Source organism: Deinococcus aquatilis DSM 23025 (assembly GCF_000378445.1).
Taxonomy (GTDB): Bacteria; Deinococcota; Deinococci; order Deinococcales; family Deinococcaceae; genus Deinococcus; species Deinococcus aquatilis.
In genome coordinates this window covers 41,441-59,203 of the sequence record NZ_KB899714.1, presented here as the reverse complement: position 1 = coordinate 59,203, position 17,763 = coordinate 41,441, and the positions used below count along the sequence as shown (strand labels likewise).

The 17,763-nt window shown below is 62.2% G+C and carries 18 protein-coding genes; 8 read left to right on the top strand and 10 right to left on the bottom strand.

Annotated elements, in window-relative coordinates:
* Positions 1-31 precede the first annotated feature (31 nt).
* A complete protein-coding gene (locus F561_RS0112435; protein WP_019010299.1) occupies positions 32-853 on the bottom strand; it encodes an HAD family hydrolase in 822 nt (273 codons plus the stop codon).
* Complete coding sequence (locus F561_RS0112430) at positions 850-1,233, bottom strand: 4'-phosphopantetheinyl transferase superfamily protein (protein ID WP_019010298.1); 384 nt, start codon at positions 1,231-1,233, stop codon at positions 850-852. Before F561_RS0112430 ends, F561_RS0112435 begins: the two co-directional genes overlap by 4 nt.
* 193 nt (positions 1,234-1,426) lie before the next feature.
* Here F561_RS0112430 and F561_RS0112425 point away from each other — a divergent pair, with 193 nt between their 5' ends.
* A complete protein-coding gene (locus F561_RS0112425; RefSeq protein ID WP_019010297.1) occupies positions 1,427-2,128 on the top strand; it encodes a HepT-like ribonuclease domain-containing protein in 702 nt (233 codons plus the stop codon).
* A 415-nt stretch (positions 2,129-2,543) separates the two neighbouring features.
* On the opposite strand, the gene F561_RS0112420 is transcribed toward F561_RS0112425, so the two are convergent.
* The 3 genes from F561_RS0112420 to F561_RS0112410 are packed head-to-tail and all read right to left on the bottom strand — an operon-like array spanning position 2,544 to position 4,815.
* Complete coding sequence (locus F561_RS0112420) at positions 2,544-3,521, bottom strand: aldo/keto reductase (RefSeq protein ID WP_019010296.1); 978 nt, start codon at positions 3,519-3,521, stop codon at positions 2,544-2,546.
* The gene (locus F561_RS0112415; RefSeq protein ID WP_019010295.1) at positions 3,518-3,934 is read right to left on the bottom strand and encodes a RidA family protein; all 417 of its coding nucleotides are present in this window, start codon (positions 3,932-3,934) and stop codon (positions 3,518-3,520) included. The genes F561_RS0112420 and F561_RS0112415 overlap by 4 nt, the downstream gene beginning before the upstream one ends.
* Positions 3,931-4,815: an NAD-dependent epimerase/dehydratase family protein gene (locus F561_RS0112410; protein ID WP_019010294.1), complete on the bottom strand. Its 885-nt coding sequence runs from the start codon at positions 4,813-4,815 to the stop codon at positions 3,931-3,933. The genes F561_RS0112415 and F561_RS0112410 overlap by 4 nt, the downstream gene beginning before the upstream one ends.
* Before the next feature lie 317 nt (positions 4,816-5,132).
* Here F561_RS0112410 and F561_RS0112405 point away from each other — a divergent pair, with 317 nt between their 5' ends.
* The 6 genes from F561_RS0112405 to F561_RS0112380 all read left to right on the top strand — a co-directional run bounded on the left by F561_RS0112405 (position 5,133) and on the right by F561_RS0112380 (position 12,637).
* The gene (locus F561_RS0112405) at positions 5,133-7,835 is read left to right on the top strand and encodes a DUF937 domain-containing protein (protein ID WP_019010293.1); all 2,703 of its coding nucleotides are present in this window, start codon (positions 5,133-5,135) and stop codon (positions 7,833-7,835) included.
* A 708-nt stretch (positions 7,836-8,543) separates the two neighbouring features.
* Positions 8,544-9,080, top strand: coding sequence for an RNA 2'-phosphotransferase (locus F561_RS0112400; protein ID WP_019010292.1), 537 nt, complete (start codon positions 8,544-8,546; stop codon positions 9,078-9,080).
* Between the two features lie 30 nt (positions 9,081-9,110).
* Positions 9,111-9,851: an SIR2 family NAD-dependent protein deacylase gene (locus tag F561_RS0112395; protein ID WP_026298858.1), complete on the top strand. Its 741-nt coding sequence runs from the start codon at positions 9,111-9,113 to the stop codon at positions 9,849-9,851.
* Between the two features lie 135 nt (positions 9,852-9,986).
* Complete coding sequence (locus F561_RS0112390; RefSeq protein WP_019010290.1) at positions 9,987-11,558, top strand: DUF512 domain-containing protein; 1,572 nt, start codon at positions 9,987-9,989, stop codon at positions 11,556-11,558.
* A 147-nt stretch (positions 11,559-11,705) separates the two neighbouring features.
* Positions 11,706-12,092 carry a large conductance mechanosensitive channel protein MscL gene (gene mscL / locus F561_RS0112385; RefSeq protein ID WP_019010289.1) on the top strand — a complete coding sequence of 129 codons (387 nt, stop codon included), beginning with the start codon at positions 11,706-11,708 and terminating at the stop codon, positions 12,090-12,092.
* A 71-nt stretch (positions 12,093-12,163) separates the two neighbouring features.
* Positions 12,164-12,637, top strand: coding sequence for a DinB family protein (locus F561_RS0112380; RefSeq protein WP_019010288.1), 474 nt, complete (start codon positions 12,164-12,166; stop codon positions 12,635-12,637).
* Positions 12,638-12,720: 83 nt separating this feature from the next.
* On the opposite strand, the gene F561_RS0112375 is transcribed toward F561_RS0112380, so the two are convergent.
* The 5 genes from F561_RS0112375 to F561_RS25410 form a co-directional block, all read right to left on the bottom strand.
* Entirely contained in the window at positions 12,721-13,341 is a 621-nt protein-coding gene (locus F561_RS0112375; protein ID WP_157451829.1) for a 1-acyl-sn-glycerol-3-phosphate acyltransferase, read from the bottom strand.
* Positions 13,342-13,438: 97 nt separating this feature from the next.
* A complete protein-coding gene (gene thyX / locus F561_RS0112370; RefSeq protein WP_019010286.1) occupies positions 13,439-14,137 on the bottom strand; it encodes an FAD-dependent thymidylate synthase in 699 nt (232 codons plus the stop codon).
* A gap of 453 nt (positions 14,138-14,590) precedes the next feature.
* The gene (locus tag F561_RS25415) at positions 14,591-15,121 is read right to left on the bottom strand and encodes an EVE domain-containing protein (RefSeq protein ID WP_019010284.1); all 531 of its coding nucleotides are present in this window, start codon (positions 15,119-15,121) and stop codon (positions 14,591-14,593) included.
* 5 nt (positions 15,122-15,126) lie between these two features.
* Entirely contained in the window at positions 15,127-16,116 is a 990-nt protein-coding gene (locus tag F561_RS29515; protein ID WP_019010283.1) for a permease prefix domain 1-containing protein, read from the bottom strand.
* The gene (locus F561_RS25410; RefSeq protein WP_019010282.1) at positions 16,113-16,457 is read right to left on the bottom strand and encodes a PadR family transcriptional regulator; all 345 of its coding nucleotides are present in this window, start codon (positions 16,455-16,457) and stop codon (positions 16,113-16,115) included. The genes F561_RS29515 and F561_RS25410 overlap by 4 nt, the downstream gene beginning before the upstream one ends.
* Before the next feature lie 158 nt (positions 16,458-16,615).
* On the opposite strand from F561_RS25410, the gene F561_RS0112345 reads away from it, so the two are divergent.
* Positions 16,616-17,683: a S1C family serine protease gene (locus F561_RS0112345; RefSeq protein ID WP_019010281.1), complete on the top strand. Its 1,068-nt coding sequence runs from the start codon at positions 16,616-16,618 to the stop codon at positions 17,681-17,683.
* Positions 17,684-17,763: the final 80 nt, after the last annotated feature.

Here is a 17,763-nt window from a genome sequence, read left to right as displayed (position 1 = left end):
AATCGGCGGCTCTATCTAATCGGAAGCTGTATCAGTGCAGGCCCAGCAGCCGTTCTATGACCACCGCCACGCCGTCCTCATCATTGCTGAGCGTAACCTCCGAGGCAGCGGCCAGGGCTTCAGGTTCGGCATTGGCGACTGCCACGCCCCGGCCCGCCCACGTCAACAGTTCGGCGTCGTTGGGGGCGTCGCCAAAGGCCAGGACTTCCGCCGCTTCGATCCCCAGACGGCGGCAGAGCTGCTCCAGCCCCCACGCTTTGCTGACGCCCTCGGCCAAGACCTCCAGAAAAGGTGCGCCAGAATGAGTGACGGCGAAGCCTGACAACTTGAGCGCCTGTACCTCGGCCAGAAGTTGGCGCGGCGTGAGACTGGCATGGCGCACGATCAGCTTGAGACTGGCAGCGTCCAGCACGGCTTCCAGCTCATGGCTTCCCATCTCGGCAGGATCGCGCTTGTGATCCTCGAAGGTCGCCAGCGCCGCGTACCCGTGCTGCGCCACGAACCGTTCGCCGCCGTCGCGCACACTGGCAAAGCGTACGTCTGGCAGGTGTTCCGACAGCAGATGTGCCAGCCGGGTCTGGGCCTCTATCTCGACATGGGCCGCAAACAGGGTCTCACCCGTACCCAGATGAATGCCGTATGCGCCGTTGCCACACAGTGCCCAGCCGTCAAATCCGGCCATTTTTGCAATCCGCCGCACCCCACGCGGTTGACGGGCTGTCACGGGCACGACGTGAATCCCCGCTGCCCGCGCCGCATTCAGGGCCGCCCGCGTCCGGGGGCTGACCGTCTGGTCTGACCGAAGCAACGTGCCGTCCAGATCGGTGGCGATCAGGCGAACCGGACGCGTCACCGCTGTTCCAGAATGACCACAGCCGCCGCGTGTTCCCGCGTATGCGTCAGGCTCAGGTGAGCCACCCAGCCGCGTTCCTGCATCTCGGCGGCGATGTGCGGCGCGAAGCCCAGGATCGGCGGCGCAAACGGAAAGGGGCCGTCTGGCGTGCGCTCGCGCTCGACCCACACGTCGCGCCACCCGTGCGGGCGGGGCCAGACTTTCTGAAAGGCTTCCTTGGCCGCAAACCGCGCCGCAAAACTGGGCACCGGGTCGGCCAGTCCCGCGCAGTACGCCAGCTCGGAAGGATGAAACAGCCGCTCGGCCCGCGCTCCCTCCCGCGCCAGCACGCCCCGGATGCGTTCCACTTCGATCAGGTCGTTTCCGATGGCAAGGATCATTGGGGGAAATTGTAGGGCGCTGAGAGCCGGTGTGGGCCGTAGGGTCTGGGATGTGGGAAGGGCGGGACAATGAACTCAACTCGTTGGGTTCTGCTCCTAAACCGAAACATGACCGCTCCTGCCCATCTATTCTTTGCCTACTCACCACAACCCATTCACCACTTCCGGCGTACAGCGCCTCTACACTCCACCTGTGACCCGCCCCGCTTCCCTGTTCCCCGACCTGCGCCTCTACGACGTGGCCCGCATCCTGCAAGAAAATGCCGACCAGTGGCGGGCGCTCGGCGTGGTGCGGGTGCGGGTGTTCGGCAGCGTGGCGCGGGAACAGGCGCGGAGTGATTCGGATGTGGATCTGCTGGTGGATTTTGCGGCCAGTGAGCCGCCTGCGGGCCTGCTGCGGCTGATGCGCGTCAAGAATCTGTTTGAAGTCCTGCTGGAGCGTCGCGTGGACGTGCTGACCGAAGGCGGCCTGAAGCCTGCGCTGAGGCGCGAAATCCTGGCCGACTGCGTGGATGTGATGAACGCTGGCCTGCCCACCCCGCCCCGCGTGGGCGTGAAGCGGTGGCGTTGGCGGGTCTTCGATCTGCTGAACGCCCTGGACCGCATCGGGCGTTTTACGGCCCCACACACGCTGACCACCTTTCTGGCCGATGAACAGGCTCAGGACGCTGTGCTGCACAACCTCGCCCGTCTGGGCGAAACCACCAAATTCATTCCCCAGCGAATACAGGACACGCATCCAGAAGTGCCGTGGGCGCTGCTGCGCGATCTTCGGAATCTCGTTTCACATGACTATTTTGGAATAGATACCGAATTGCTGTGGCACACCGCCCGCCAAGAACTGCCGAAGCTGCGGCCAGCGCTACAGGCATTGGCGGAAGGGGCAAGAGAATAGGGGAGAGGCGGGCGAATCTGAGCACTGTTGCGCAGGAGTGGGCAACATGGCAGATGCCAGAGAAGCAGGAAGTTTTCTACTGTGGTGTATGTCCAAGGTGCAAGCTTTCAAATCCAACTACCGTCAAAATTACGTCTGCTTCGAGCACCAAACGATCAGCCGTTCTGAGGCCCCACATTGCCCGGAGTGTGGCAGAGTCATGAAATCAATAGGGACGCGGTGGCGGGTTCCAAAAAAGACTGATCAGCAGGGGTGGCGCGAACTGAGAAAAGCCATGTTTAGCGGGTGGACGGTAGAGCCGAGCCTGACTGTTGGCAGAGGGGTCGTTCTCAGTCAGGCTCAACCCAGTGAATACCGCGCCACATATCAACTGAGGCGAATCATTCGCCGCCCTGGTGCTTGAGTTTCAACTCCCCTAATTCCAGGCCATCCCTGCCCGCTCCTTCCAATACGCCGCTGGAGCCTGCTGCACTTCCTGCAAGGCGTCCAGCTCCTCTGGTCCCAGTTGTAGATTCAGGGCACTGAGGTTGCTGCGAAGTTGCTGCGGTGTGGTTGCGCCGCTGAGCACGGTATCGGCCCACGGTTGCGCGAGGGCGGCGGCCAATGCCAGCGCGTCGGGGGTGGTGTGCAGGCGGGCACACAGGTCGGTGATGAGTAGAGGAAGGGCGGCGCGGGTGGTCAGGCGGCCATTGGCGACCGCTTCCTTGACCACCACGCCCCAGCCTGCCGCGTGGGCCTCGGCCAGTGCCGCGCCTGCCGACGGCTCCAGCGGGTTCCAGGTGGCCTGCACCACACTCAGGGGATTCACGCCGTCCACGCGCACCTCCAGCGCCCGCCGCAGGGTGGTCGCCTGGGCAGGCCCACTCAGGCTCAGGCCCACGCGCACGCCGGACGCGCCCAGTTCGGCCAGCCGTGCCAGCACCCGGAGGTCGTCCAGCACGCCCGTTTCCAGGGTCGCGGAGTGAATCAGGTAGAGGTCTGGAGTGCGCCGCAGGGCCGCCAGCGTTTCGGGCCATTGCCGCTGCAATGTGGTCAGCGTATGGTCTTTGACCTCATGCTGCTCGGCCTCGGTGTGCCAATCGGCGGTGTAGGTGTAGCCCCATTTGCTGCCCACGGTGGCGGCGTGTCCGTGCTCTGCCAGCCAGTTCCCTAGAAATTCCTCGGCCAGTCCGTAACTGCGGGCCACGTCAAAATAGCGGATGCCTGCGGCCCAGGCTTCGTCGAGGACGGCGTGGGCGTTGGCCCGCATCGCCTCCACCGACTTTTCTGCGCCCAGATCGGCCCCGTGCCCCACGTTGATATAGCCGGGCCGCCCCAGCGCCGCCAGGCCGAGACCGAGGCGGGTCACGAGAGGCGGGGCACTTCCCAGCAGCCGATTTTTCTGAAGTGTCACGGAGAGGAATCCATGCTGGGCAGCGGCAGGATCGCTTCTGCCTCGATTTCCACCAGATGTTCGGGGTCGATCAGGGCGGCCACCTGAACCATGCTGGCGGCGGGACGAATCTGGGCAAAGACCTCGCCGTGAGCGCGTCCGATGGCTTCCCACTGCCTGATGTCGGTCACGTAGATCCGGGTTCTGACCACATCTTCCATGCGTCCGCCCAGGCGTTCCAGCGCGGCCTGAATGATATTCAGGATTACACGGGTCTGGCCTGCCGCGTCACCGACGCACTGCACTTCTCCGTGCAGGGTCGCTGTGGTTCCGGCCACATGGATGATCTGTCCCACCCGCACTGCCCGCGAGTAGCCCACCACGTCTTCCCAGGGGCTGCCGCCCGAGATGCGCTGAGGTTGTACAGGTTTCATTTCTCTCCTCTCTGAGCCGCCAATCCCAGGTATTCCGGCGCAACAAAAATCCCGCCCTGCCGCTGCTCCGTGATGTCTGCGGGATCGCCGTGGATGTGGCCCACCGCCCCCGCATAGGCTTCGGCGTCGTCCTGCGGCGCGTAGCCCAACTCTGCCCAGCCCTCGTCGGTCATCCAGCGGCGGGTATTGGCGCTGATGCCTGCCACGATGCGGAAGCCGTCTGGCAGAGCGCTGGAAGGCGCAGAAACGGCGCGGGCAAACAGTTGGGCGGCGTCCCTCGGAGAGAGCCAGGTGGACAGGTGCCGGGCGTCCTGCGGTTCCTGCTGAAACGAACAGATGCGCACCGACACGAACTCCACGCCGTGTTTCTCGGCATACATGCGCCCCAGCGCCTCGCCGTACACCTTGCTGATGCCGTAGTGGGTGTCCGGGCGCACCGGCACGTCGGGACCAATCGGTGTGCGTGGATACAGACCCACCGTGTGAATGCTGCTGGCAAACGCCACGCGCCGCACGCCTGCCTGCCGCGCCGCTTCCAGTACATGGTAGGTGCCGTCTATGTTTACGTCCCGGATGTGTTCATAGCGGTCTTCGTTGGGGATGCCCCCCAGATGGATTACCGCGTCCACACCGTCCATCACTTTCCGAATGGCCTCCGGGTCGGTCAGGTCGGCCTGCCTGACCTCCTCTCCGGCCTGCGCGGGGCCGAGATCGCGGGCGTCCGTCAGGCGCAGTACCGTTGCGGGATCAGTCAGGAAGCCGCGCAACTGGCTTCTCAGGGCCGTGCCGACCTCTCCGGCGGCTCCGGTGATCAGGATTCGGCGAGGTTGATGGCCGGGTTCACGCTGAGCTGGATGGGGGTGGTCAGTGGGGGCACTCATACCTTCTATCCTGCCGCTTTTGCGCCCCTTCTGTATTTAACTGGCCGACCCTGCCAAACCTAAGCAAACGCTCATGGCTGCATGTGCAGGAGGATTTCTACTGGGCAGTACGGTAAACGGGGCGCTTCGGTCTGATCCGGGTTGCCCATTCGTCTTCAGGGGCGAATCTTAATATTCGGGGTGGTCAATTACACCCAGTACAGTGAAATATTTTACAATTCAGATCGCATGGCTCATATCGCCTGGTAGAGAGCCTCGTTGGTCGGCCTTCAATTTCCTTCGCTCTGGGGAGAAGCCCCGTTTTACAGGAGAATGTTATGACTTTACTGGATCAGATCCAAAGCTATTTCGGTGACGGAGCCGCCGAACAGTTGGCCCGCGCCGTCAAGCTCACGCCCGAGCAGGCCCGCACCGCGCTGCACGATGGATTGCCCCTGCAACTCGACGCCCTGGTCGATCATGCCGCTTCCTCTGAAGGCCGCGAGCAGATCGGAGAGGCCGTACAGAATCTGCCCCGATTCGGCAGTGTGCAGGACGCCCTGAACGACGCTGACGGAGCCAGCAACCTGGAGCGGGCCGGAGAAATGCTCTCGCCCGTGCTGTTGGGCGGACAGGCCGACCAGATCGTGCAAACGGTGGCGGCCAAACTCAGTGTGGGTCACACCGACCCCGCAGCCATCGGCGGCCTGTACAGCGGCGCTCAACGCCTGATGCAGATGGCGTTGCCGCTGCTGCTGAGCTTTTTGGGCCAGCGTGGGCTGAATGCAGGAAACGTGAGTACCATGCTGCCGGGAATGAAAGGCGGACTGGCAGGCCTTGCCGGACTGGCAGGCGCGGGAGTGGCCGGAGCTGGATTGGCTGGGGCTGGTCTGGCCGGAGCTGGTCTGGCCGGAGCCGGGGCGCTGGGGGCTGGCCTGCATCAGCCGGAACTGAACAAGCCCGAGCTGAATAAACCGGAGCTGGGCAAACTGCCTGAGCTGGGCAAGGCGGAAGTGAAGTTGCCTCAGGTGAATCAGCCCCATCTGGGTGCCGTGGGCGATACGGCTGCTGGGGCCGCAGGTCTGGGCGCGGCTGCTCTCACTGGCGCGGCGCTGACTTCCGGCAACCTGCTGGACTTCATCAAGGGACAGTTCACTCCTGCGGTGGCCGAGCAGGTGGGCAGATCGGCAGGTTTTGGCGGCAGCACGGCGGGCCGCGCGACCCTCGCCGCCCTGCCACTGGTGCTGAATTCGCTGGTCAACAAGGGCCGCACCGAGGCGGGCGCGGGCGACTTGCTGAACATGGCCCGTCCGCTGGGGCATCTGGCCGCAGCCGACGGTACCCTCAACACGAATCTGCTCAACGACGCGGCTGAAACGGCCCGCATAGAAGGTCAGGGACGCGGACTGTTGGGCAGTCTGTTCGGCAACGTAGACGCAATCACCGGGAGACTGGGTACGGCGCTGGGGGGCAGTGGTGCCAACGCTGGGCGGCTCCTTGCCATCCTGACGCCGCTGATGCTGGGCCTGCTGGGCAACCGTGCCCGTGCCAGTGGCGTCGGCGCAGGAGCGCTTTCTGGCCTGCTGGGCGGCATGGGCGGCAGCCTGGCAGGTCTGCTGCCTTCCGGCCTCTCCAGCCTGGGCGGCCTGCTGGGTGCGGGTGCACTGGGTGCAGCGGCCACGACGGTTGTGGCGGCAGTTCCTCCCGCGCCCCGTGTGGTCACGCCCTCGGCAACCCCGGCAGTCGTCACGCCCACGGTGGTCAGAGACACGGTTACCAGAGAACCCGAACGCAAACGCGGCGGCTTTCCGTGGTGGCTGATTCCCCTGGCTCTCCTGCTGCTGCTGGGCGGGTGCTGGCTGGTCAACCGTAAGCCTGCGGCCACTGCTACAGGCACCGCCACCAGCGCCGCAGCGGGCGGGATCGTGGTCACCAACCCCACGTCGGATGCCAACCTGCCTGCCGCCGAATTCACCATGAGCGGCACAGCCAAAGCGGGCGATACCCTCACCATCGCCGATCAGGGCCAGGAAGTGGCAACCTCGACCGTCGGAGCAGATGGGCAGTGGACCGCCGCCATTCCCGCACCCACCGTGGGCGAACACACCTACACCATCACGGGGGCAGACAGCGCCGCCAAGAGCGAATTCAAGGTCAATATCACGGCTGACGCTGCTGCTCCTGCTGGTGCAGGCGACTTCAGCATCACCGAACCTGCTGCGGGTGCCACCCTGCCTGCCGGAGACTTTGCCCTGAGTGGCAAGGGCACCGCCGGACAGGAAATCGAAGTGTTCGACGGAGAAACCAGCCTCGGCAAAGTCACGGTGGATGCGGACGGAAACTGGACGCTGCCCGTGGCCGCCGCTGCTGCCGGAGCGCACGCCTACGCCATCAAGGGCGCAGACGGCACCGAACTGGCAACCCTGAGCGCCACGGTGGGCGATGCAAGTACCGCTGCTGCCACCGACGCCACCACGGCTGCTGCTGCCGATTTCAGCATCACCACACCCGCAGCCGACGCACAGTTGCCCGCCGGGGGCTTTTCGCTCAGCGGCAAGGGCACACCCGGCGCGACCATTGAGGTCTTTGAAGACGGCGTGAGCCTCGGCAACGTCACTGTCGGCGCAGACGGCACCTGGACGAAGGACGTGCCCAGCCCCGCCGCTGGTGCACATACCTACGCTGTGAAGGCCAGCGACGGCACCGAGCTGATCAGCGTGAGCGCCACAGTCGCCGCTGCCACTGCTTCTGCTGGTGGCGCTGCCGCAGCCTGTACCAAGGACTACACCCTCAGCATCACCGACGGTCAGACGGTCCGCGAACCCTTCCGCTTCGGCGGCGTGGGCGGCGGCACTGGCTACAGCGTGACCGTGAAGCGCGGAGAGCGTCTGATCGGCACCAAAGACATCAAGCTGGACGCCACCTGTGGCTGGGCCTACCAGAGCCGACCCGGCAAAGGCACCGTCACCTACGAGGTTCGTCCTCTGGGTGATGCCACCGCCGCGCCCCTGAGTACGGTGAAATTGACCGTCGCGCAGTAAGGTCTGATGGCCTAAGGGCTTAGAGACTGAGCAGTACGACTTTTAGACGCTTGCCAACTATCATCACCGCTCCTTTCGGGGGGCGGTTTTGTTATCCTAAAGGGTGACTTAGTCATTTGGGAGATGGATTACACGCTCCACCTGTGCACACTGGAAATGTGGCATTCTTTACTCTGAGGAGAAAAATTTAGATTTAACTACGTAAAAGTTTAAGCAAATTTGAAACTGGTTCTATATAAAGGAGTGGATAAGTATTAATGGGTTATGAAAATACGCTTTGCCCGGAGTGCGGTGGGGTATGGCAGTTCAAGGTGATCGGGAGCTGTGAAGGATTTTTCTGTAATGACTGCGATTGGTCTATTATCACTACACGAGAGGATATCTCAGATCCCGTTACTTATTGCCTGATTATAAAAGAGGGAAATAAGCTGAATATTTCCACAATTCGACTGTTTTCCACTATATTTGGCTTAAACTATATAGGTGTGAGATCAGCTATGAATAATGATCCTTCAATTCTGCGATTTGAGAGCCGTGCAACGAAAATGATAGAGATTAAGAGGAAGATGGATGAACTTGCCATCAATTACTCAATTATTCCAGATTTTAAGTATAAATAGGCCGTGCTAATTTTCTGCGCCACCTAGCCTATTCCTGTCCGACTACACGGCAGATGCGGTCTGGCCTCAACTTCTACACACTGAACCCATGACCAACAAACCCCTCTCCGACAAGCAACTCTCTCACCAGCTGTCCTATCTGCTGCGGCACGCTCCGCATGAGGCGGGTCTGACCCTTGCCCCTGGAGGATGGGTGCCGCTTCCGCGTGTGCTGGCGCATCTGGGCGTGACCCGTGAACAGGTGGCGCGGGTGGTGGCAGCCAGCGACAAACAGCGGTTTAGTCTGGATGGCGAGCGGATTCGGGCCAATCAGGGCCACAGCGTGCCCGTAGACCTCGAATTGGTGCCCACGCTGCCGCCCGCTGTGCTGTACCACGGCACCTTCCCGGACGCCCTGCCCGCCATCCGCGCCTCTGGATTGAAGGCCATGAACCGTCATCATGTCCACCTCTCGCCTGATGTGGCAACGGCCAGACAGGTCGGTGCGCGGCGCGGCCCGCCAGTGGTTCTGACGGTGCAGGCGGGCCAGATGTACGCCGCCGGATACCTGTTTTACATCAGTGCAAACGGCGTCTGGCTTACTGAACATGTTCCGGCGGAGTTCACCGAGTTTCCGCTGTCCTGACCCGGCAGACATGAAACAATCCTTCCTATGCTGACTCTGGATCAGGCCCGCGCCGCCCTCGCTTCTGCTCGCCGGGTGGCGGTTCTCACGGGTGCGGGCGTGAGTGCCGAAAGCGGGATTCCCACCTTTCGGGACGCCCAGACAGGCCACTGGGCACGCTTCCGGCCCGAAGATCTGGCCAGCCCCGAAGCCTACTTCCGCGACCCCGATCTGGTGTGGCAGTGGTACGCGGGCCGCTATGCCGACGTGACCCGCGCTCAGCCCAACCCGGCCCACACGGGGCTGGCGCAACTGGAACGCGACAAGGGCGCAGGGTTTTTTCTGGCGACGCAGAATGTAGACGGCCTGCATGCCCGCGCAGGCAGCGGCATGGGCGGCGGGCAGATGGTGGAACTGCACGGCAGCCTGTCCAGCGCCCGCGATGAGGTCACGGGCGAAGTCTTTGCGCTGCCCGACCCCGCCGAACTGGTCACGCCGCCCCTCTCGCCCGCCGGAAACCGGATGCGCCCCAACATCGTCTGGTTTGGTGAATTCCTGCCCGAAGCGGCGCTGGAAGCCGCCCAGATTGCCTTTTATGAGGCAGAGGTGGCCCTGATTCTGGGCACCAGTGGCCTCGTGTATCCGGCGGCAGGCTTGGCCCGCCATACCCGGCACGGCGGCGGCGTGGTCATCGAGGTCAACCCGGAGCGCACCGACCTGACCCCGCAGATGGATTTCAGTTTGCGGGAGGTGGCCTCCAGCGGCTTGAGGCGGCTGATGGGTGCGGGCTGAGCTGCCGAGCAGGTGAAGGGCCAACCGGGACACACATCACAGCCCAGCGTTCTGCCTTCTGTTAAGCTGCCCTGTTTCGCGGCGGCCCACTACGGCATTGCCGGAAGGGACTACCACAGTCCGAAGGGAGGACAGATGAGCGCCGCCAGCCTAGATGATCAGCACAACCCAGCCCCAGTGTCACCAGCCCCTGTGTTGTCTCAACCCGAAGAGCTTTACCCCGCGCCCATCAAAACGGTAGAGGCGGGCAGCCCGGCCGAGCGTGCAGGCGTGCGCCCCGGCGACTTTTTGTTGCGCGTCAACGGCGCTTCCGTGACCGATGTGCTGGCCTACCGCCACGCCTTATCGCAGGGCAAAGCCACGCTGGAAATGGCCCGCCCCGCCGCCGCCCCCAAGGTCATGACCGGCGTTCCCGGCACGGCGCAGGACCATCACCGCCTGTTTATGCCGCAGGAGCCGGGACTGGGCGAAACCTTTTCCTTCGATGTGGAATGGGAAGACCCCGGGCTCGACTTTGAAGAAGTGCTGTTTGACGGCATCAAGAAGTGCGCCAACAAGTGCGATTTTTGCTACGTGCATCAGATGCCCAGAGGCTTTCGCAAGAGCCTCTACATCATGGACGACGATTACCGCCTGTCGTTCCTGTACGGCTCGTTCGTCACGCTGACCAACCTCACTGAGGGCGACATCAACCGGATTCTGGATGAGAATCTGTCTCCGCTGTACGTGTCGGTTCATACGGCCAATCAGGAACTTCGCCAGGACCTGATGCGCTGGTGGAAACTGAAGGTCAAAGACCCGCAGGCCGTGCAGATTCGCGGCATGATCGAGCGGCTGGAAAGCATCGATCTGTACACCCAGATCGTGCTGGTGCCGGGGCGCAATGACCGCGAGCACCTGGACGATACGGTGGAATACCTGTCCAGCCGCCCCAACGTCCTCAGCGCGGCGGTGGTGCCCATCGGCCTGACCTCGCACCGCACCAACCTGCCCGATGTACGAACCTTCTCCCGCGAGGACGCACAGGACAGCCTCAAACGCCTGAATATCTGGCGCAAGAAGTTTCTGAACGAGCGCGGCACCCGGTTCATCTTCCCCTCTGACGAACTGTACCTGTTGGCCGGAGAACCGCTGCCCAGCGAGGAAGAATACGAAGGCTTCCCGATGCTGGAAAACGGCGTGGGCATGATCCGCGACTTCCTGACGGGCGGCCTGGATCTGGAATTGCCCGCCGCCCTGCCCGAGCCAAGGCGCGTGATTCTGGCAACCGGGGCGCTGTTTGCCGAGTCGCTGGATCTGGCCGTAGAACCGCTGCGGGCCATTGATGGCCTCACGCTGGAAGTGCGGGCCGTGGAAAACAAAACCTTCGGCAAGGTCACAACTGTGGCGGGCCTGCTGACCGGGCGCTGTTTCCGGCATGCCATCAAGCCCGGTGAGGCCGATCTGCTGTTGGTACCGCCCACCACCCTGCGCTACGGCACCGAGCTGATGCTGGACGACACCAGCCTGACCGAACTCCGCAAGGAATTTAAGATGGATGTGCAGCCTGGCGGGGCCACTTTGGGCGAGCTGGCCCGCGTGATTCTGAATTCGGCCACCAGCAGCGGCCACCAGTGGGGCATGAGCGCCCACGCCGTTAAAGACAGCGGCAAGGGCGATTCTGTACAGATTCAGGTGGCCGAACAGGGAATGCGTGGGCAGGCATGAAGTTAATGGTCTGATGATGTATTGACCTACAGATCAAATAGGTGGGCGGTGAGGAAGCTGAGTCTTCCTGCCACTCATCTCGATATGCGCTGTGCAGGCTACTGACCGCCCTTCAACTTGCCTTGAAATCCGTGTAAGATTATTCCCATGTTGAGCGGATTTCAGAAATTCCTGCTGCGTGGCAACTTGATCGATCTTGCTGTCGGTGTGATTATCGGGGCAGCCTTCGGCGGCGTGGTCACGGCGTTTACGCAGGGCGTGATCATGCCTATCATCGGCATTTTCGGCGGCGTGCCCAATTTCGATGCCCTGACTTTCAGCATCAACGGCAGCATCTTCAAGTACGGCACCTTCCTGACGGCCCTGATCAATTTCGTCATTACTGCCGCCGTGGTCTACTTTTTCGTCATCACGCCCTTTACGCGCCTGATGGAACGTTTCAAGCGCGAGGAAAAGCCCGCTGTGGCCGAACCCACCAACGAAGAAAAACTGTTGGCCGAAATCCGCGACGCGATCAAAATTCGCCCGCTGTAAGTTTTGCCTGAAGTGTTGCTGGTGCCGCGCCGCCCTTCTCTTGATAGGCCGCGCGGCACTATTCTGCTGATATGACTGCCCCTACTGTTGCCCCCTCCCGCTCCGCCGTATTTGCCCGTACCCTGCAGGGCCACCGCGCGGCCCTGATGGACCTCTACGCCGACCTTCCCGACGAGCAGGCTCAGTTTGCTGCGTGGGAAGGTGGCATGAGCTTTGTCGGCTTGGCCGACCACCTGTCGGGCAGCAGTGAGCGCTTTCTGTCAATGGTGCAGGGCCAGACTCCGGGCGCGTTGCCCGCTCCGAGTGCCGATCTGCCCGCCGCCCGCCTCCGCCTTCAGCAGACCACCGATGCTGCTCTGGGCGTCATTTCCGCCCTCAGCAACGAAGACCTCAGCCGCCGCGTGACCGCTTTTGGAGGGCGTGAATTGCCCATCTCGGCCCTGCTTGACATGGTGATAGCCCACGAGGCCCACCACAAAGGTCAGGTGTGGTTGATGGCCCGCATGATCGGTATCAAGCCGCCCATGTTCGTCAAGATGGGCTGAGAAGCAGCCAGAACAGCAGCAGGGAGGGCCAGCCTATGCTCAGGCTGGCCCTCCCTGTTTCCTGCTTGATAGAGCTGGTTTAGCTACGCCTTGCTGGCTTTGGCCTCTTCTTTGGGCCGGGGAATGATGGGCGTCTCAAAGGCAGGCACGCGGCCCCGCACATCTTTAAGCATCTCGCGGATCACGGCAAAGTCGGCATGGATATCACCTGTGGGGTTCAGGTAGCCGATGATGCCGACGCGCTTGTGCTGCCAGTCCAGCACCACGATTCCGATGGGCACACCCGCTTCCAGGGCCATGTGATAGAAGCCTGTTTTCCAGTACTGGCCGCGTTTGCGGGTGCCTTCGGGTGCCACCACCAGCACGATTTCCTTCTGGCTGTGGATCAGGGCCACCACGGCATCGACAAAGTTACCGCCCGCTTTCTGCCGGTTGACGGGCAAACCGCCCACCGCCCGCATAAAGAGGCCCAGCGGAAACTGAAACAGTTCTTTTTTGCCGACCCAGTGCACTGGAATACGTGTGGCCCAGCGCCACAGCAGAGCAGGCCAGAAATCGAGATTGCTGGTATGTGGGGCAGCGGCAGCCACGAATTTCGGCCCCGGCGGAGGCGCGATCACAGATTCCCATCCCGCTGCACGCAGCACGAAAGAGGCCAGACGCGATCCAAAGGTGGGCCGCTGATTCAACCAAAGAACAGACACGCTCAGCAGTATAGGGGGGGGTCAATTGACCAGAGACCCATTTAGACGCAGTTCATTTATTGGAGGCAGCCTTCCTGCAACGTCACAGGTATTCGTATCAGTGGGTTTGTTCGGCCACCAGTGCTCGCCATTCGCGGAAGGTGACGGGGAAGAGGGGTTCAGCGAGTTCTGCCAAGGCCCGCGCGTACAGGCGCATCTCGTACTGTGCGCCCTCATGGTCGCGCAGGCCGATGAAGTGCAGCAGGCTACGGACATTGAAGGTGTAATAAGACTCGGTATACAGGCTCTGCGGCAACACCCCTCGCGCCTGCTCCCGCGTGACACCGAGGCCCAGTAGCGTCTGGTACGCGCCGTAAGCGGCTCGCCACGCCTCCGCCCAGACCCGCGCTGCTTCCTCCTGATCCAGCGTGCCGTCGTCTTCTACGCTGGCCTGACGGTTGTTGGGAGCCTGTTTGCGAAAGGTCGGCGGCTGGAAGTTGCGCTCCTGCTGCTCCACATATCTTCCCGAAGTTTCGTTTTTGGACACTCCTGCCCGGTGACGAACCCATTGCCGATCCACGAAGATTGGGCAGATCACCTTAAAGGTAATCAGATTGTGTTCAAAGGGCGAGCCGTGCTGATGCCGCAGCAGGTACCGAATCAGTTTTTCGTCACGGGCATTCAGGGGGGCGTCACTGTCGCCACCGAACGAAACTCGTGCTGCGTTGGCAATCATTTTGTCGTCCCCCACATGCTGAATCAGGGTCACGCTGCCCAGTTGGTCGCCAAGGGGGTAAAGGGTACGGGCGTCTGTCATCTCGGCGTTACTGTACCGGATAGGGACGCACGGAAACCCGCCTGCCCCGGAGGAGGAGAGGGCAGGCGGGGCAATTGGGGTGCGGGCGGAGGCGGCCGCCGTGGATGGTCTGAAGAATGACAGGACTCGGGTGATCTCAGGACACCGGAGCTTGCTTCGCCCGGTTCATCTTGAGATGAACTGCGGCCTGGTTAGCGTTTAGGACGGTCGGAAACGCGCACACGCACAGGCACACGCTTGGGCCGCTCTTGTTGTGAGGCGATCAGCAGTGAAGTGGTGATAACCAGGGCGGCCAGCAGCAGTTCCATGCGTGTAGTGTGCGCCCCAACCTCTGACAAGACCGTGACAAGCGCTAAGAAACTGAAATCTAAATGGATGGGCGGTAAGTAGAAAAATTTCCTTCCGTTTGGGCCATTCCTCGCGGCTTGCTGGGATAGGGCTGGGCAAAAATTATCAAAAAGACTGCGCTCCCCCCGCTTCTGTCTCCGCTGTTTCCAAGTCGGTCGGCCCCTCTGTTTTCCAGATTGCCTCCAAGCCCACCGCTGCCAGTGCCGCCTCAAACTGCGCTGCCGTCACCGGAAACACGCTCAGGCGCGTGCCCTTGCGGGTCAGGGGAGAGTCGGCCCACTCGGGCAGCCCTCGCACGGCGTCCAGCGTCAGCAGGGTGGGGAAGGCCGCCACGGGCGACACGTCCACCATGCTCCAGCGCGGATTGTCGGAGGAACTCTTGGGGTCAAAGTAGGCACTGGCCGGGTCAAATTGCAGGTTGTCGGGGTAGGCGGCCCGCACCACCCGCGCCACGCCTGCCACGCCGTTCGGCTTGGCGTTGGAGTGGTAGAACAGGCACAGATCGCCCGCCGCCATCTGCCGCAAATGGTTGCGGGCCAGATAATTCCGGACGCCATTCCACGGCTCCACGCCCACCCGCACCAGATCGGGGTAGCCGAATACATCGGGTTCAGATTTGAGAAGCCAGTAGAGCATGGGAGTCAGGGTAGAGCAGGAAGTGGTGGAAGGTCTCGGGTATCGCCGTTAATGCGTAAACGTCCGGCGTTGACCTCAAAAAATGGGGCCTTGGGTTTCAAGGAATACTCAAGTGGCATGACCACGATGTACAGAGAGCGATCTATGTTGTCGAAACCAGCAGCACCCGAAAAAACCAAGCTCCAGTGGTTCAGTGCCATCGGTTGTTCCATCCAGTCGGCCTGCTGTGTCAATGGCAATTGTGCGGCCAGTTTCTTATCGGCCTCGTAACAGGCTCCGTAGGGAATGAGACCACCCATCTGCCCCGCTCCAACCTGATTCCTGATAAGGGCAGATGGAATCTCTGGGGTGAGGAAGTAAATCCCCAAGTTCTTGCACTGCGGATACCAAGGTAAGGATTCGGGCGCAGAGACACTCCCATTGATCAGCCAACGCTGCTGATAGCGGTAACTGCCGGGAGCGTTGATCCTTTGCTTGCCGCTGATCTGAGAGAGATCAAGTACCTGAACTTGGCGCATATCCTCACTGATGAAGGCGGCGACAATGCTCTGAGTGCCTTTCGGGTAAGTGATGTTGTAGGCGTCATAGTGCCCTCTGGGAGCAGTGGCGTAAGTGAACAGCAATTTTGCGTCATCGGCAGTGAATTCCTCACGGGATACTCCAACCCTCGGCGGCATCCATTCCCGGTATGCCCACCACCCACCGCCGCCTGCCACCAACAGCGCCAGCACCAGCCAGCCAGCTTTATGCGTCAGTGCATGTCCCAGCAGACTCCGGTTCACGGGTTGCGGGTCGCCCATGCCTTTGACGGCCAAAAACTCGGCTTCCTCGCGGCTAAAGCCCTGCGATTCGTGCTCGGCGGTGCGCTCCAGCAAATGTGCCCGCAGTTCGGCGGCGGCGTCCAGGCGCTCGGCTTTCGGCAGGCCCAGGGTGGCGCGGTGAATATAGGCGTCGATGCTCAGCAACCGGGATGCTCGGCTCAGGCGGCGGGTCATACAGAGTGTCTCCGTTGGCGAAACATGGGTAATAAGGCGTCCAGTGCGCCGCGCAGCGTTTGCCACTCGGCCCGCTTGCTGCTCAGGGCTTGGGTGCCTTCGTCGGTCAGGCGGTAGACCTTGCGGGGTGCGCCGCCCTTGTCGCTGGGTTGCCAGTCGCTTTCTACCCAGCCCGCCTTGACCAAGCGGTGGAGCGCCGGATACAGGCTGCCTTCTCGCAGATCGAACAGGCCGCCGCTGCGCTCATTCACGTACTTCAGGATGTCAAGCCCGTAGCGCGGCTGCTCGTGTAGGGCAGCAAGTAAGGCCAGATCAAGCGTGCCGGATTTCAGCGGATTCATTGACCATCTCCTTTTGTCCTTTTAAAACTGTCCCTCTGGATACTTGCTCATTAAGGTAGTCAATACCTAGTACCTTGTCAAGCAAGGTAGTGCGTCACGCTGTGTCTCCCGTGCCTTCCCCCACTTTATTTTTTACTGTGCCGACCTAGAATCAGCCTGTGCGATTCTCGCCGTGGTTACCTGTCCTTCTGATCCTCGCTCTGGGAGCCTATCTGCTGCCTGAACAGAGGGCCGATCCGGTGCTGTCTGCGCCTCCTGCTCCCACCAGCACGCTGCCCAACCAACTTCCCGCAGAGTCCCGCGTGCTGTTCGAGAAGCTGCGCCCCGCCACCGTGCGCGTGGAAAGCGTGAACGCGGCCCGCAACACGGCTGGCCTCGGCACCGGCTTTTTTATCAGCGAGACCGGGCAGGTGCTGACGGCCTACCATGTGGTCGCAGAAGGGCAACTGTTTCAGATCAGTACCCTGTCGGGTCGCTCCTATTCGGCGCGGGTCACGGCGTTCGATGCGGCGGCAGATGTGGCACTGTTGCAGGTGCAGGGGCGCGGGCCATTTCCGGCCTATAACCTCGCCACCCGCCCGCCGCGTGTGGGAGAAACGGTGCTGGCGATTGGCAACAGCGGGGGAGACTTCCTGCAACCCCGCCGGGGCCGTCTGCTGCGCCTGAATGCTGAAGCAGGCCGCGCCGATTTTCCGCAGGGCACGCTGGAAATGACCGCGCCTCTGGCTCCCGGCGACAGCGGCGGCCCGATCATCGACGGCAATGGGCAGGCCATCGGGGTCATCAGCTATATCCGGGTAGATACCAGCGGCCAGACGCGCACCAGTTACGCCGTGCCCGTCACCGAGGGCAACGACCTCATCGCGGCCCTTCGCACAGGCATCAAGCGGGATACTCCTGTGGTCGGACTGGTCTTCGATTCCAACCACAGCGGCCAGACTGATCCGCCCGGCGCAGTCGTCTCACGCGTTGCCAAAGGCAGCCCTGCCGCCCGCGCCGGATTGATCGGGGCTGTTCGCGATGCCGAAGGCAGTCTGACCGGTCTGGGCGACGTGATCCTCAGCGTGAACGGCGTGCGTACCCGCGATGCCGATGAAGTGATCAACCAGATTCGCCGCGCCCAGATTGGCGACACGATCACGCTGGGCTATCAACGCGGCCAGCAGCGCAGAGAGGCCAGGATTACGCTGGCGGCGCGGCGCAGTGTGCCGGATCTGGATGAATGAGGGCGTGGATTGTAGGGTGTAGGAAAAACAGAGGGAGCCAAAGCTAAGGCTTCCGTTACGCTGTGCAAATAGCCAGTTCA

Coding starts and splice junctions, on each gene's coding strand:
- F561_RS0112400 (WP_019010292.1), top strand. CDS start 8,544: ATGACCAACAAACCCCTCTCCGACAAGCAACTCTCTCACCAGCTGTCC.
- F561_RS0112380 (WP_019010288.1), top strand. CDS start 12,164: ATGACTGCCCCTACTGTTGCCCCCTCCCGCTCCGCCGTATTTGCCCGT.
- mscL (WP_019010289.1), top strand. CDS start 11,706: ATGTTGAGCGGATTTCAGAAATTCCTGCTGCGTGGCAACTTGATCGAT.
- F561_RS0112405 (WP_019010293.1), top strand. CDS start 5,133: ATGACTTTACTGGATCAGATCCAAAGCTATTTCGGTGACGGAGCCGCC.
- F561_RS0112430 (WP_019010298.1), bottom strand. CDS start 1,233: ATGATCCTTGCCATCGGAAACGACCTGATCGAAGTGGAACGCATCCGG.
- F561_RS0112390 (WP_019010290.1), top strand. CDS start 9,987: ATGAGCGCCGCCAGCCTAGATGATCAGCACAACCCAGCCCCAGTGTCA.
- F561_RS0112415 (WP_019010295.1), bottom strand. CDS start 3,934: ATGAAACCTGTACAACCTCAGCGCATCTCGGGCGGCAGCCCCTGGGAA.
- F561_RS0112410 (WP_019010294.1), bottom strand. CDS start 4,815: ATGAGTGCCCCCACTGACCACCCCCATCCAGCTCAGCGTGAACCCGGC.
- F561_RS25415 (WP_019010284.1), bottom strand. CDS start 15,121: ATGCTCTACTGGCTTCTCAAATCTGAACCCGATGTATTCGGCTACCCC.
- thyX (WP_019010286.1), bottom strand. CDS start 14,137: ATGACAGACGCCCGTACCCTTTACCCCCTTGGCGACCAACTGGGCAGC.
- F561_RS25410 (WP_019010282.1), bottom strand. CDS start 16,457: ATGAATCCGCTGAAATCCGGCACGCTTGATCTGGCCTTACTTGCTGCC.
- F561_RS29515 (WP_019010283.1), bottom strand. CDS start 16,116: ATGACCCGCCGCCTGAGCCGAGCATCCCGGTTGCTGAGCATCGACGCC.